This window comes from Streptomyces sp. NPDC001530 (genome assembly GCF_042894545.1).
Classification (GTDB): domain Bacteria; phylum Actinomycetota; class Actinomycetes; order Streptomycetales; family Streptomycetaceae; genus Streptomyces.
Window position 1 is genome coordinate 1 of sequence record NZ_JBIAVS010000023.1, and the last position, 13,562, is coordinate 13,562.

The 13,562-nt window shown below is 71.3% G+C and carries 11 protein-coding genes and 2 pseudogenes; 6 read left to right on the plus strand and 7 right to left on the minus strand.

Annotation, left to right across the window (positions count from 1 at the left end; translation table 11 throughout):
- Nucleotides 1-218: 218 nt before the first annotated feature.
- Nucleotides 219-407, plus strand: a pseudogene (locus ACFY0T_RS38270) (IS1380 family transposase); the annotation flags it as partial.
- Between the two features lie 712 nt (nt 408-1,119).
- Nucleotides 1,120-2,619 carry an FUSC family protein gene (locus ACFY0T_RS38275; RefSeq protein ID WP_388882186.1) on the plus strand — a complete coding sequence of 500 codons (1,500 nt, stop codon included), beginning with the start codon at nt 1,120-1,122 and terminating at the stop codon, nt 2,617-2,619.
- 41 nt (nt 2,620-2,660) lie between these two features.
- Here ACFY0T_RS38275 and ACFY0T_RS38280 read toward each other — a convergent pair whose 3' ends face one another.
- From ACFY0T_RS38280 to ACFY0T_RS38290, 3 genes are read right to left on the minus strand one after another with little or no spacing between them, the layout of a single operon-like run.
- The gene (locus ACFY0T_RS38280; RefSeq protein WP_388881721.1) at nt 2,661-2,921 is read right to left on the minus strand and encodes a tyrosine-type recombinase/integrase; all 261 of its coding nucleotides are present in this window, start codon (nt 2,919-2,921) and stop codon (nt 2,661-2,663) included.
- Complete coding sequence (locus tag ACFY0T_RS38285; RefSeq protein ID WP_388881724.1) at nt 2,849-3,412, minus strand: hypothetical protein; 564 nt, start codon at nt 3,410-3,412, stop codon at nt 2,849-2,851. Before ACFY0T_RS38285 ends, ACFY0T_RS38280 begins: the two co-directional genes overlap by 73 nt.
- Nucleotides 3,413-3,421: 9 nt before the next feature.
- A complete protein-coding gene (locus ACFY0T_RS38290; RefSeq protein WP_388881727.1) occupies nt 3,422-3,826 on the minus strand; it encodes a hypothetical protein in 405 nt (134 codons plus the stop codon).
- Nucleotides 3,827-4,349: 523 nt separating this feature from the next.
- Between ACFY0T_RS38290 and ACFY0T_RS38295 the strand changes: the two are divergent.
- The 3 genes and pseudogenes from ACFY0T_RS38295 to ACFY0T_RS38305 all read left to right on the plus strand — a co-directional run.
- Nucleotides 4,350-5,011, plus strand: a pseudogene (locus ACFY0T_RS38295) (FUSC family protein); the annotation flags it as partial.
- A gap of 1,009 nt (nt 5,012-6,020) precedes the next feature.
- The gene (locus ACFY0T_RS38300) at nt 6,021-7,163 is read left to right on the plus strand and encodes a nitric oxide synthase oxygenase (RefSeq protein WP_388882189.1); all 1,143 of its coding nucleotides are present in this window, start codon (nt 6,021-6,023) and stop codon (nt 7,161-7,163) included.
- Nucleotides 7,164-7,301: 138 nt separating this feature from the next.
- Nucleotides 7,302-8,348 (plus strand): lactonase family protein, encoded by a 1,047-nt coding sequence (locus ACFY0T_RS38305; RefSeq protein WP_388881730.1) that lies wholly within the window; start codon nt 7,302-7,304, stop codon nt 8,346-8,348.
- Between the two features lie 76 nt (nt 8,349-8,424).
- On the opposite strand, the gene ACFY0T_RS38310 is transcribed toward ACFY0T_RS38305, so the two are convergent.
- From ACFY0T_RS38310 to ACFY0T_RS38325, 4 genes are all read right to left on the minus strand, one after another.
- On the minus strand, nt 8,425-9,348 hold the full coding sequence (locus ACFY0T_RS38310; protein ID WP_388881732.1) for a sirohydrochlorin chelatase: 924 nt from the start codon (nt 9,346-9,348) through the stop codon (nt 8,425-8,427).
- A 166-nt stretch (nt 9,349-9,514) separates the two neighbouring features.
- Nucleotides 9,515-10,501 (minus strand): N-acetylglucosamine kinase, encoded by a 987-nt coding sequence (locus ACFY0T_RS38315; RefSeq protein WP_388881734.1) that lies wholly within the window; start codon nt 10,499-10,501, stop codon nt 9,515-9,517.
- Nucleotides 10,498-11,175 carry a uracil-DNA glycosylase gene (locus ACFY0T_RS38320; protein ID WP_388881737.1) on the minus strand — a complete coding sequence of 226 codons (678 nt, stop codon included), beginning with the start codon at nt 11,173-11,175 and terminating at the stop codon, nt 10,498-10,500. The genes ACFY0T_RS38315 and ACFY0T_RS38320 overlap by 4 nt, the downstream gene beginning before the upstream one ends.
- A 213-nt stretch (nt 11,176-11,388) precedes the next feature.
- Nucleotides 11,389-12,474, minus strand: coding sequence for a WD40/YVTN/BNR-like repeat-containing protein (locus ACFY0T_RS38325; RefSeq protein ID WP_388881740.1), 1,086 nt, complete (start codon nt 12,472-12,474; stop codon nt 11,389-11,391).
- 271 nt (nt 12,475-12,745) lie between these two features.
- Between ACFY0T_RS38325 and ACFY0T_RS38330 the strand changes: the two genes are divergently transcribed.
- Nucleotides 12,746-13,324, plus strand: a complete 579-nt coding sequence (locus ACFY0T_RS38330) for a hypothetical protein (RefSeq protein WP_388881743.1) — start codon at nt 12,746-12,748, stop codon at nt 13,322-13,324.
- Nucleotides 13,325-13,562: the final 238 nt, after the last annotated feature.

Consider the following 13,562-nt stretch of genomic DNA (forward strand, 5'->3'; position numbering starts at 1 on the left):
CATCTCGAAGCGTGGAGGACGGCCGCGTCACGCATGCCCGGAAACGGGAGGCTTCAGCAGGTCGGATGACGTGCGAGGTTAAACATCAAGCTTAGCCTCGCGCTTTCACGAGGCGGGCTTTCCGACTGGTGGTCAAGAAAGCAGAAAGTGCCTCTGACCAGCGAGAATGAGGATTGCTGAGGTCCTTGTTTCCCGCCACCGTCGGAGGCACTTCCCAGGTGAAGAAGCGTATCGGGTCCTACCCGTGTGTCCGCGTCGAGGGCGGCGGCCGGGCGGTGGTCTCGCAGGCCGGGGACGTGCTGCTGGTCGACACGGTCCGCAAGACCGGGCTGGATCAGGCGATATCGGCGGCGCTGTCGCCGTGGCGCAAGCCCCGTGCGGTGCACGACCCGGGCAAAGTCCTGGTGGTATCCATGAGGACGGGCTCCACTCGGCGGGCCCTTCGAGGAGGGTTGGGCGCACGCTGATGCCATCGGGAGGGGTGTTCACGGCGTCGAGCATCGGAGTCCTTTAGGCGGGCATCGGTCAACACATCTTCCGCAGTGCGCTACTGCCACGTATCGCACACGGACGACACCTATGCTCCGGAGCATCCCCGGTTTCCATAACCGGGGATTCGCTGCTATATACGGTCGGTCCGCCAGCAGGTTTGGTGTCCGTGAGCGGTCGGTTCACGGCCGCTGGACAGACGGGCTCGCTGTGAGCCGAAATCGGGTACGTCTCCACGATCGTCGGGGAGCCGGCCAGGTGAGATGCGGCGGAAGTTGCCGTGAGATCGCAGATGGGCGTGGGCGCGTGGCGATCGACTGCCAGAGTCCGGTGGAGTAGGTCACGTGCGGCCGAGGGCCTGGGCGATGTCTGATCCGTTGGCCTCCCACCAGTCGACATCGAGGCTGATCAGCTGTGCCATTGGCACAGCCCATGGCACGACAGTTGAGCCAGTGGGCCGAGAGGTGGTTATCTTTGTCCTATCCATGTACTTACGGCGCCGCGCAGCGCCGGACGGCGACGAGGCCGGATCCGGACCGCGGTGCCTTCGTTGTGTCTGCTTGCTGTCCCGGACGGCCGCTGGTGCGACGCGTACCACTGCAAGGGGGGCGGCCGACCGCCGTGAAGAGGATGTTCGTGGCTCCGGACCCGGGGCGCCTGCGACTGCGGAACTCGACCCGTGCCGTCCTCGGTGTCGCCGTAGCCGTCGCCGTATCCGAGCTGTGCGGGCTCTCGCTCACCGCGTCGATCACCGGGGGGCTCGCGGCGCTGCTCGCCCTCTTCACTGTCACCGACACGACCGTTCGTGACCAGCGGATCACCACTGCCCTGCTGCCCACCGCCGGATTCCCGCTGCTGGCGCTCGCCACCACCTTGCACGGCATCACCCTGGCCCGCGACGCCGCGTTCCTGTTCGTCGTCTTCTGCGGGGTCTACGCTCGCCGCTGGGGCCCGCGCGGCCACGCGCTCGGGATCTTCGCGTTCATGAACTTCTTCATCACGCAGTTCCTGCACGCCGTCCCCGCCCAGCTGCCCGAGCTGTACGCCGCCGTGGGCCTGGCCCTCCTAGCGGCCGGCGCCGTGCGCTTCGTGCTGTGGCCCATCGAGCGCCGTACCCTGCCCACCGCAGCCCCGCCGGCCCTGCCCGGCACCGGCCTGGCGCGGCCCACCACCCGGCAAGCCTTCCAGGCCACTGCTGCCTGCGCGCTCGCGCTTTCCGTCGGGCAGGTGCTCTCCGAAGACCGTTGGTACTGGGCCGTCGGCACCGCATGGTGGATTTTCGTCAACACGGCCTCCCGCGGCGAGACCCTGGTCCGTGGTTTCCGCCGTGTCCTCGGCACGTTGATCGGTATAGCCGTCGGTCTGCTGGTCGCCATCCCGCTGAACGGCGCGCCCGCGCCGACGGCCGGACTGGTCGCCATCTGTGTCTTCGGGATCTTCTACACCGCCGCCGTCTCGTATTCCTGGATGATGCTGGCGGTGACGGTTATGGCCAGCATCCTCTACGGGCTGCTGGGCGTGCTGGACCCCAGCCTGCTCGTGCTCCGCCTCGCAGAGACAGGTGTGGGCGCGGTGTGTGCCGCGCTGGCCGTGGTTCTCGTGCTGCCGGTCACCACGCACGCCACGAACGATGCCTGGATCCAGCGGGCACTGCACTCTGTGCACACCGCGGCGGCCGAGGCGGCGGCTCGCCTCGCCGGTGACGCCGAGGCCGACCCGGCCCCGCACGCCGCCGAGTTGGAGCTGCTGCTCGGCCGGGTACGGATGTCAGTCGCCCCGCTGGTGCACCCGTTGAGCCCGTTCCGTGCTCGGAAGGCGCGCGCCCGTCACGTCATCGAGCTGCTCGACGACTGCGCCTGCGAGGTGCGGGGTCTGGTCTCCGTTGCCGCCGATCCAACCGCGTCGCATGACGCCCGTCTGGCCGCTGCCTGCTGGCGGGTCGAGGCCGCCGTGGAGGCCCTCACCGTCGGCGAGATGCGGAGCAGTCGGGTGACGACCGCCACCCGCGAGACGCCCCATCAGTCGGAAACCGAGTCAGCCCTCGTCCATCTGCACGGCCTGGAGAAGGCCCTGTCGGAACTGGCGATGCCGCTTGGGCCCTCTCCGCGCTCTCCATTGGTCGGTTCCTGAACCGCTCGACTCAGGTGCGACGCTCTCTGATGAGCAGGCGCTCAAAGTCGCTCGTTGAGGATCTTGGCTGCTCTCGTGATGGAGCCCGGCAGGAGGTGCCGGTAGATCCGGCAGGTGACCTCGATTGATTTGTGTCCCATCCATTCGGCGACGTCAGTGATCGGAATGCCGTGGGTAAGGCAGTTCGATGCGAAGTAGTGGCGGAGGGAGTACATCGTGTACTTGATCTCTACGTCCGCCCGTTCGAGACACCTATTCCATCGCCACCGCAGGGGCTGGTCCCCGTAGAAGTAATGCTGCATGCGCTGGTTGCCGGACCCATTTCCCTTGACGAGGAGGTATCCGTCCTTGTCTGCCCCGTACGTATCGGCGAAATATGAGAGATGAATTCGTGGGTCTTCCTGGGCAGGGGAACTTCACGGAATTCTCCGCGCTTGCGGTGCTTCAGCGGTGCGGGCTTGACGCTGTTGCCGTGGATCTGCTCGCTGATCCGGTAGACGTCGTCAGCCACGATCGACTTGATGTTTGCCGCATGGGCCTCTCCGTTGCGATGGCCGCAGCCGGACATGAGCTCAATGACAAGTCGGAGATCATCGTCTTCGGCTGCATCGCGGATGGCATTCAGCTCTGCGAAGGTCGGAATGATCACCTCGTTCGGCACATAGTCAGGAGGGGCGATGTCTAGGAAGGGGTCCAGCGTGATAGCCCCGCGATGACGTGCCGCGTCGATGACGAGTTTCAGGACAAGGTACGCGTTCTTCTGGCTGGCCGAGCCGACCTTGTCCAGTTCCATGCCATTGAGTCAGTCCTCGATCACTCCAGGTGCGAAGGTACCGACGCGGCGGCTCCCGAAGCGCGGGTTGATCTGGGCCTTGAGGCTGCCCTCGTACTGGGCGATGGTGTTGGACTCCAGGCCGCGCTTCCGGTTCGAGATGTAGCGAGCCGAGAAATCCTCGAACCGCATCTCGGCTATCTCCTGGGCTTCTGTGTTCCCATTCTTCAGCGGGCCCTTCTTCGCTTGGTAGACCTCGGTGAGCCGAGTCGTCGCCTTGTCCTGAGTGGCGTAGCCGGCCTCTTCGCGCTGCCGGCCTGTGGCGTCCCGGTACCTGATCTTGTAGGGATGGGGACACTTGGACCAGCGACCCTGGGGGTGCTCGCACTCCTTGAAAAATGTGCCCATGCCGCGGGTGAGGGTCTTGCTGGCCATTGCTTGGTTTCTCTCCAGGGTTGTGGGAACAATTCGGTTTGAGGGGAGGGGAGTTGCGCTGAATCAGGCAAGCTTCGAGGGACACAGCTCGCTCCGACCGAAGGTGTCTCATCGGCAGTGGAGGCCGTTAAGGACGATGACCATGGTCCGGAGAATCCCCGATTTTCATAACCGGGGATCTACTGCTATACGTGACGCGTCTGTCGGCGCACAGACCTGCTGCGAATCAGCTGCTGCCAGTGCGAGCCGTCGGCTCAGGTAAGCAAGGGCTTGGGTCGTGGGGGCATTGGGTCGGTGAGCGGGGCAGTGTGTCACCCCAGCCAAAGCGAACCCTCAGCAGCTGGGATGGGCTCGTCGAGATGTCACATGGGAGGCTTCGAGACGTCATGGAAGACGGACGGACCGGCCCTCCCGCGTGATCGGGTTGGCGGCGAGTCCTGCCATCGGCGCGCTAAATGCTGATGCTGACTCTTTGCTGACCCCCTCCTCATCTGGTAGCCCTCTGACCTGCGAGAACCGCTGCTCCACAGCATTCATGATGTTCTTCGTCACCGTCATGGCGGGCCTGCTGTACGGGCTGCTCGGTGTGCTGCACCCCGGGCTGCTCGGCCTGCGGCTCGCCGAGACCGGCGTCGGCGCGCTCGGTGCCGCGCTCGCCGTCGCGCTGATCCTGCCCATCACCACCCACACGGTCACCGACCGGTGGGTCGAGCGGGCGCTGCACGCGGTGCACGGCTGCACCGCGGCGGCTGCCCGCAGGCTCGCGGGCGACGCCCAGGCCGACCCCGCGCCGCGCGCGGCGGAGCTCGAAGCACTTCTGGGGCGCGTACGCATGCGCTCGCGCCCCTGGTGTATCCGCTCAACCCGATGCGGGCGCGCAAGGCCCGGGCTCGCCAGGTCCTCGCCCTGCTCGACGACTGCGCCCGCGAGGTACGCGGTCTCGCGGCCGTCGCCGCCGACCCGGACGCCTCGCACGACGCCCGCCTCACGGCCGCGTGCCGACGCGTCGAGACGGCGGTGGAGACCCTGGTCGGCGCGGTGCCGGACCGCGCTCTGGCGGCCCATCCGGCCGTGCCGGGCCACCACCCCGGCGCCGAGCAGGCACTCGCCCACCTCCACGGCCTGGAGCGTGCCCTCGTCGAGCTGGCCACGCCCCTGCGCGGCTCACAGCTCATGAGCGTCTGACGCCTCCCGGACCGAGGGTCCGACGTCGGCGGCTGGACACCGGGCCCCGAAATGAGGCACTTTTACCGGCCACCTAGAGGGTGGATCACCGCACCGGCCGGGTAACCTCCGCGGCTATCAGACGCACGGAACCCGCGGACCGTGCGGGAGCGGCCCGCGGGCGGAGCCGCTTGGGGGTGGCACCATGCGGGACTTCCCGCGCAGAACCGGACACCAGGAGCGCTACGCCGACGACGGGAGCCCGGGGTGCCAAGCCCCGGGGGTCGACGGCCCGGGCGGCTGGCTGGACCGGCTCTACGACAGCCACCGGCGCGACGGCGCGGAGCCGGGCGGGCATCCGGACCGGGGCCCGGGCGAGCGCCGCGCGGACGGCGCGGACCTTCACACGGCGCAGGCGGGCGAGGTTGCGACCGGGCGATGGGTGGATGCCGCGGAGGTGCGTGCAGCGCAGGCGGGCCAGATCTCGGCCGGTCCGCGGATGGATGCCCTGGATGTTCGCGCGGCGCAGGCGCGTGAGGTGCCGACTGGTCGAGAGCTGGACGCGGGGGACGTCGGCGCAGCGGACGCGGCTGAGCTGCCGGCCGGTCGGCGAGCGGAGGCCGCAGAGTTCCGCGCACGGTCTGCGCAGGGCGGCGCCGAGCCTCGTGTCCGGCCCGAGCGAAGTGCCCCGTTACCGGGACTCCAGGGGCGGCTGACGGCCGGCGGCCCACCGGGCGAAGCCTGGGTCTCTCCGTCCACGGAGGCAGGCCCGAGTGTGCCGGCCACGCAGACCGGCCCTCTGCCGTGCGCCGAGACCGGCCGGACTGGCCTCGTTCGGGGCGCCACGACCGCGCAGACCGGCCCGGCACCGCACGCCGAGACCGGCCGGACTGGCTCAATACCGCGCGCCGCGACCGTACGCACCGATCCCCCACCGCGCAGCGCGATCGCGCAGCCCGACCCCGGACCCCGCGGCGCGACGGCGCGGATCCCCTCCGGCTCGGCGCCCGCACAGCACGAACACGCCCCCATACCCGCCCCGTACCAGTCCGCCTCCGCATCCGCCCCGTACGAACTCCCCCGGGCCGCCAGCGAGTTCCTCACCCTCCATCACACCGAGGAGCGCCTCGGTGACCCGGCCCGTCGGATCGGCGTCGCGCACGCGGAGATCGCGGAGACCGGGACGTACCGCCACACCACGGAGGAACTCGTCTTCGGCGCGCGTGTCGCGTGGCGCAATGCCAACCGGTGCATAGGGCGGCTGTACTGGCACTCCCTGTGTGTGCGGGACCGTAGGGACGTGAGGGACGCGGAGGACGTTGCCGAGGCGTCGGCTGATCATTTGCGGGAGGCGACGCGCGGTGGCCGGATACGAGCGCTCATCACGGTCTTCGCGCCCGACGCGCCGGGACGCCCCGGCCCCAGGATCTGGAACGAACAGCTCATCCGGTACGCGGGCTACGCACGCCCGGACGGCGGCGTGACCGGCGACCCGCGCAACGCGGGCCTCACCGCGCTCGCCCAGCGGCTCGGCTGGCCCGGCGGCCCCGGCACCCCCTTCGACGTACTGCCCTTGGTGATCCAGGGCGCCGACGTCAAGCCCCGCTGGTTCGCACTGCCGGACGACGCGGTGCTCGAAGTGGAGCTCGCCCACCCCGAGTACACCTGGTGGCGTTCGCTCGGACTGCGCTGGCACGCGGTTCCCGCGCTCGCCAACATGTGCCTGGAGATCGGCGGCCTCTGCTACCCGGCCGCCCCGTTCAACGGCTGGTACATGGGCACGGAGATCGGCGCCCGCAACCTCGCCGACACCGACCGCTACGACCTCCTGCCGTTCATCGCCGACCGCCTCGGCCTCGACACCCGTACCGACCGCTCCCTGTGGAAGGACCGCGCGCTCGTCGAACTCAACCGCTCCGTCCTGCACTCCTTCGACCGCGCGGGCGTCACGGTCACCGACCACCACACCGAGTCCCGGCGCTTCCTCACCCACCTCGGCCGCGAGGAGCGCAAGGGCCGCCGGGTCGGCGCGGACTGGTCGTGGATCGTGCCGCCCATCTCCGGCAGCGCCACGCCGGTTTTCCACCGCACGTACGAGACCGTGGAGCGGCGTCCCGCGTACGTTCACCACCCCGAGGCACTCGAACGGGCGCGGGGCGCGGCCCCGCTCTAGGCGCCCGCTGCCAGATCGCCGTTGCTGAAGTCGCCGCCGGCCAGGACGGCGTGGCCCCAGGTCCCCGTCCTGGTCTAGACCGCAGGTCTTCGGCTGCTACCGTCGCCCCGGACGAGGCAGGACGGAGAGGGGACAGCTGTGGCAGAGGGCGGCAGACGGCAACAACGGGCGTTCATCGGCTCGTTCACGGCAGCGGGAGGTCACGGCGTCCTCACCGCGGCCGTGGACCCGGGCAGCGGCGCGCTGACTGTCCTGAGCGCGGTGGACGGCGTCCCCGACCCCTCCTACCTCGCCCTGTCACCCGAGCGGGACGTGCTCTACGCGGTCAGCGAGACGGCCGACGGCGCGGTGGCCGCGTACCGCGTGCACGGCGACAAGCCGGAGCTGACCGGGCCGCCCGTGCCGGTCGGCGGCAGTGGCCCCACGCACCTCAGCGTCTTCGCCGGACACGTCCTGACCGCCAACTACGGCTCCGGCAGCGTCACCGCCGTACCCGTGCGCCCTGGCGGCGGGCTCGCGGGCGCCGCCTCCAGCGTGCTCCAGCACACCGGGTCGGGCCCGCACACCCCGCGCCAGCAGGGGCCGCACGCCCACCAGGTGCAGCCCGACCCGAGCGGCCGCTGGGCGGTGAGCGTCGACCTCGGCACCGACTCCGTACGGGTGTGCGCCCTGGACGGCGGCACCCTCACGCTGCACCGCGAGATCGCGCTGCGCCCCGGCTCCGGCCCCCGTCACCTCGTCTTCCCACCGCGCGGCGAACACGCGTACGTCCTGAACGAACTCGCGCCCACGGTCACCGTCTGCCGCTGGGACGCCGCCGAGGGCGGGCTGCGGCCGGTCGGCGAGACGCCGGTGCTGTCCGGCGTCCCGGACGGCGACGCCTACCCGTCGGGCATCGTCGTGTCGCCCGACGGCCGCTTCGTATGGACCGCCACCCGTGGCCAGGACGTCGTCTCCGTGCTCACGCCCGACGCGGTCGGGGAGGGGCTGCGGCTGGTCGCCACGGTGCCCTGTGGCGGCACCTGGCCGCGCGCGCTGGCCCTCGACCCCTCGGGCCGCTTCCTGTACGCCGCGAACGAGCGCTCCGGCGACGTGACCTGGTTCGCGGTCGACCCGGACTCGGGCGTGCCGCGACGGGGCGGCTCGGTCGAGGCCCCGGCGGCGTCCTGCGTGGTCTTCGGCTGACATCCTCACCACTGCGACAGAAGGGCCCGCTCCTGCGAGAGGAACGGGCCCTTCGGCGTACGGGTGGTGCGGGGCGTCAGCGCACCGGCGCGCCCTGCGGCTGCTGCGGGGCGATGCCCAGCGCCGACGTGTACTTGGCCAGCGCGAGCTTGCCGATCGCCGGGTACGGGCCGAGCGCCTCGGCGGCGGAGCAGCCCGCCTCCTTGGCGGCCGCGTCGAGCAGCCCCGCGTCGAGCTCCGGGCCGATCAGATACGGCGCGAGCGCGAGCTGCTGGGAGCCCGAGGCGCGCAACTGCTCGGCGGTGGCCGCGATCGCGCCCTCCTCGTCGAGCGCCGCCGCCATCACCGGCACGGCGAGCCGCGCGGCCAGCAGCATGCCGGTGATTCCGGCCGCCTGTACGGCCTCCTCGCCGCCGACGGAGGCGAGGATGATGCCGTCCGCGGCGGTCGCCACGGTGAACAGCCGGGCGCGGTCGGCACGGGCCAGACCCGCCTCGGACAGGCGGACGTGCAGCGCTTCGGCGAGCAGCGGGTGCGGGCCGAGCACATCGGTCAGATCGGCCGCGACACGGCTGTCCATGACGGCCTGGCGGACCCGGCGCAGCAGGGCGTTGTCCGGACCGGCGAGCAGCGGCACCACGACGGCGACGGGCCCGTCGGGCTCGGTCACGTCAGCACCGGCGGCGCGGGCCTGCTCGAAGCGCGCGACCCGCTCCTCGGCGGCGTGGGCCAGCACGGACTGCAGCGTGGGGAACTCGGCGTCGTCCCCGTCCAGGTACCCGATCCGGGCGTCGAGGCCGGGAAGCTCGGAGCGCGCGATGCTCACGACCTCCTCGGCGAGGCTGCGCGTGGCCGCGCTGGGGGTGCCCGGCACCGCGAGGACGAGCGCGGGCGCGCCCTCGGGAGCCGCCAGGGGTTCCGGGCGGCGGTGCCGCCCGGGCTGGCGGGGTCGCGGCATTCGTACTGGCAGGCCGGACGCGGGCCCAGTGGGGGAGCTCATGGCGCCGCATGTTACTGGCTTCTGGGGCTCCCCTGTTCGGGGAGGGTGCAGGTGAGCGGTTTCCGTCCGCTTTTGTCTGATGAGTTACATACAGATCAGAAGTGATCAGTATGAAGGGACTGTCCCTCCTCTGTGTGCGTCAACTGCACTTGTCCGACAGGGCGGATCAATCCGTCTTTTCGGTCACCACGTACAACATCCGCTGGTCACGAGGGAGTGCGAGCTCGCCGTGCGCCAGGTCCACGGCGATGCGCAGGGCGCCGTCCAGCGGCTCACCCGCGGCCGGCACCTGCCGGGCGTGCGGCAGCCGCTCCGCCAACTCCTCACGCAAGGGTACGAGAAGGGGGTCCCCCATCTTGAACAGGCCCCCGGTGACGGCGACTTGGGGCCCGCCGCCGGACGGGCAGACCGCCGCCGCCGACTCGGCCATATGCCGGGCGGCCGCACGCAGGACGTCCGCCGCCACCGGGTCGCTCCCGGCGCAGGCGGCCACTGCGGGGGCGAAGGAGGCGAGAACGGCGGGCCGGTCGGTGCGCGGGTACAACTGGCCCGGCAGTCCCGGGACCGGCCCGAACATCTCCTCCGCACGCGCCAGCAGCGCCGCCGAGCCGCCCCGGCGCCCGTCGAAGGCCCGTACGGCCGCTTCGAGGCCCGCGCGACCGATCCAGGCCCCGCCACCACAGTCGCCGAGCAGATGACCCCAGCCGTCGGCCCTGCGCCAGCTCGTCAGATCGGTGCCGACCGCGATCATGCCGGTGCCCGCCGCGATCACCGCGCCCGGCCGCTGACCGAGCGCACCCGTATACGCGGTCACCGCGTCGGCGACCAACGCGAGCCGCCGCACGCCCAGTTCACGCTCCAGCGCCGACGGCAGCTCGGCGCGCAGCTCGTCGCCGAGCGTGGCGAGGCCCGCGGCCCCGACGGCGACGGCCCCGAGTTCGTCGACCCGTGCCCTCTCCATCAACTGCCGGGCCATCGGCAGCAGTTGCTCCAGCAGATGCCCTGCGTCGATGCCCCGCGGGCCCGTGCGGACCGGCTCCTTGGAGGCCAGGGGAGCACCGATGGCCTCCCCGCGCACGGCGAGCACCACGCGCAGCCCCGAGCCTCCCGAGTCCACGGCCAGCACACCGGGCAGCGCACCGCCGGGCGTCACGGCAGGCGCCAGTCCACCGGCTGGGCTCCCTGCCTGGCCAGCAGGTCGTTGGCGCGGCTGAAGGGGCGGGAGCCGAAGAAGCCGCGGTCCGCCGACATGGGGGAGGGGTGGGCGGACTCCACCGAGGGCAGGTCGCCCAGGAGGGGACGCAGATTGCGGGCGTCGCGGCCCCACAGGATCGACACCAGCGGGCGCCCGCGCGCGGCCAGCGCCCGTATCGCCTGCTCGGTGACCTCCTCCCAGCCCTTGCCACGGTGCGCCGCCGGACTGCGCGGAGCCGTGGTGAGCGCCCTGTTGAGCAGCAGCACGCCCTGCTGGGTCCACGGCGTGAGGTCGCCGTTGGAAGGCTGAGCGAGCCCCAGGTCGGTGTTGAGCTCGCGGAAGATGTTGATCAGGCTGCCCGGCAGCGGACGGACGTCCGGCGCGACCGAGAACGACAGCCCCACCGCGTGCCCCGGAGTCGGATACGGGTCCTGCCCGACGATGAGGACGCGTACCTCGTCGAAGGGTTGCTGGAAGGCCCGCAGGACATTCGCCCCTGCCGGCAGATAGGTGCGTCCCGCGGCGATCTCCGCGCGCAGGAAGCCGCCCATCTCGGCGATGCGTCCGGCCACGGGTTCCAGGGCTTTCGCCCAGCCCGGTTCGACGATTTCATGCAACGGTCGTGGTGCCACGGGCGTCACCCTACTGCCGTACACACGGCGGAGATCAAACCGGTGGTCAGGGGCGACCGAGGATGACCGATCCGTTGACGAACCGGGTGGCCCTCCAGGACAAGGTGCGCGTCTTGATGGTCCGTTGGAGCCTCCCGCATGCTCTATTAGGGTGCGCAGGGTCTATTGGGGTTCGCAGGGGTTCGCAAGGGGCTGGTGGTTGTCTTCCGGGCCTCAGGCGACGATCGCGGCGCGTACGCATAGCACGTCCGGCAGGTGCGAGGCCAGTTGCTGCCAGCTGTCGCCGTCGTCGGCCGACGCGTACACCTCGCCGTTGCGGTTGCCGAAGTACACGCCTGCCGGGTTCGCGTCGTCCGTCCACAGTGCGTCGCGCAGCACTGTGCCGTAGTGGTCCTCGGCGGGCAGCCCGGCCGTGAGCGGCTCCCAGCTCTTGCCCGCGTCCGCCGTACGGAAGACGCGGCATCGCCGTTCGGCCGGGACCCGGTCCGAGTCGGCGTTGATCGGGAAGACGTACGCCGTGTCGCCGCGGTGCGGATGCGCGGCGACCGCGAACCCGAAGGTGGACGGCAGGCCCTCGCCGATGTCGGTCCACTGCCCGCCCGCGTCGTCGCTGCGGTACACGCCCCAGTGGTTCTGCAGATACAGCCGGTCCGGATTCGCCGCGTCCCGTGCGACCTTGTGCACGCACTGGCCGAACTCCGGGTTCGGATCCGGCAGGAACACCGCGGAGACCCCGGAGTTGGAGGGAGCCCAGCTCGCGCCGCCGTCAGCGGTGCGGAACACTCCGGCCGTGGAGACGGCGACCGTCACGGCGCGTTGGTCGCGTGCGTCGGTGAGGATGGTGTGCAGTCCCTCTCCGCCGCCGCCCGGCACCCACTGCGAGCGTGTGGGGTGCTCCCACAGGGGGCGGACGAGCTCGAAGGACTCGCCCCGGTCCTCCGAGCGGTACAGCGCGGCCGGCTCCGTGCCCGCGTACACGACGTCCGGTTCGGCGGCTGCCGGGTGCAGCTGCCACACCCGCTCCAGCGAGGCGCCGGTGTCCTTGGGGAACTTGACGGCGGGCTGGGCCGGTTCGCTCCACGTCCGGCCCAGGTCGTCGGAGTGGAAGACGGACGGGCCCCAGTGCGCGCTGTCCCCTCCGGCCAGCAGCCGGGGCCGCTCGCCGCGGGTGTCGATCGCGATCGAGTACACGGCCTGCGCGTTGAAGTACGGACTCTCGTCGAACTGCCAGGCGCCGCCGCGCCGTCGTCCGATGAAGAGCCCCTTACGAGTGCCTACGGTGAGCAGTACGTCGGCCATGCCGACCACCTCCGCGACGTCGTTGTCTCAGACACGGGCCAGTCTGCACCCCGGCACTGACAGTCACCTCTGGATGCGGCATTGTCCCAGGTCAGGGTGGTGGTGTCGGTGCTCGGCCGGGGTTCGCGTCCAGCGCCACCGAGCGCGGCCGCGGGGTGCCGGGACAGCTGGGACGGGGGAGTCGAGGGACTCGGCGTGAGCATCGGGCGCACCGGGCGCGTATGGGAGGGAGATGTGGCGTGTCGGGGCGGTTGTGAGGAGGATGCCATTGATGGCGGCAGTCCGCGGTCCGAAGGTGTGGCTGTGGCGGTGGCGGCGCAACCCGCTGCGGCGACGCAGCGATGCCCTGGAGGCCTGGATCGTGCTCGTCGCCTGGGCGCTCACCGTGCTCGGCGGCGTGTTCACCGGCCTCGCGGCCACGCAGAGCGTGGAGCACGGTCTCGCCCAGCAGCGTGCCGCGTGGCGCTCCGTCCCGGCCCTGCTCACCGAGGACGCGCCGGATGCGAGCACGACCGAATCGGGCGACGGCCTCGTGTGGGCGAAGGTGCGCTGGACCGCGGCGGACGGGTCGCCGCACGCGGGCCAGGCGAGGGTGTACGCCGGCAGCACCGCGGGCACCCCGGTCACCGTGTGGACCGACCCCGACGGCCGCCTCGTCAGCAGGCCTGCCACCGCCTCCCAGGCCCGGCTGCGGGCTTCCCTCGTCGGCATCCTGGTCGGCGTGAGCGCCGCGGGCGTGCCCTTCGTCGGCGGACGGCTCCTCCGGGGCCGTCTGGAACGGCGGCGCATGGAGCAGTGGGACGAGGAGTGGGAGCGGGTCGGGCCCCTGTGGGGGCGGATGACCAGCTGAGCGGGCGGTCGGGTCCATCGCGCTGGGCCCGTAGCCCGTCGCGGGCCGACCAGGCCCCCGGCAGGGCCGGTCGGCCCGTGGCCGGCCCGGTCCGCGCGGCGCGATGCTGATGGACGGCCACGGAGAAGCTTCTGCGGCGGCCTCGCCCACTCCGGTGACCGGCCGCCGATCCGGGCTCCGGCCTCGGAGGGCCGCCGCAGAGCGCAAGACGGGGGGAAGGGGAGCCGGGGACGGGGTC

Coding starts and splice junctions, on each gene's coding strand:
- ACFY0T_RS38275 (WP_388882186.1), top strand. CDS start 1,120: ATGTTCGTGGCTCCGGACCCGGGGCGCCTGCGACTGCGGAACTCGACC.
- ACFY0T_RS38280 (WP_388881721.1), bottom strand. CDS start 2,921: ATGCAGCATTACTTCTACGGGGACCAGCCCCTGCGGTGGCGATGGAAT.
- ACFY0T_RS38285 (WP_388881724.1), bottom strand. CDS start 3,412: ATGGAACTGGACAAGGTCGGCTCGGCCAGCCAGAAGAACGCGTACCTT.
- ACFY0T_RS38290 (WP_388881727.1), bottom strand. CDS start 3,826: ATGGCCAGCAAGACCCTCACCCGCGGCATGGGCACATTTTTCAAGGAG.
- ACFY0T_RS38310 (WP_388881732.1), bottom strand. CDS start 9,348: ATGAGCTCCCCCACTGGGCCCGCGTCCGGCCTGCCAGTACGAATGCCG.
- ACFY0T_RS38325 (WP_388881740.1), bottom strand. CDS start 12,474: ATGGCCGACGTACTGCTCACCGTAGGCACTCGTAAGGGGCTCTTCATC.
- ACFY0T_RS38330 (WP_388881743.1), top strand. CDS start 12,746: ATGGCGGCAGTCCGCGGTCCGAAGGTGTGGCTGTGGCGGTGGCGGCGC.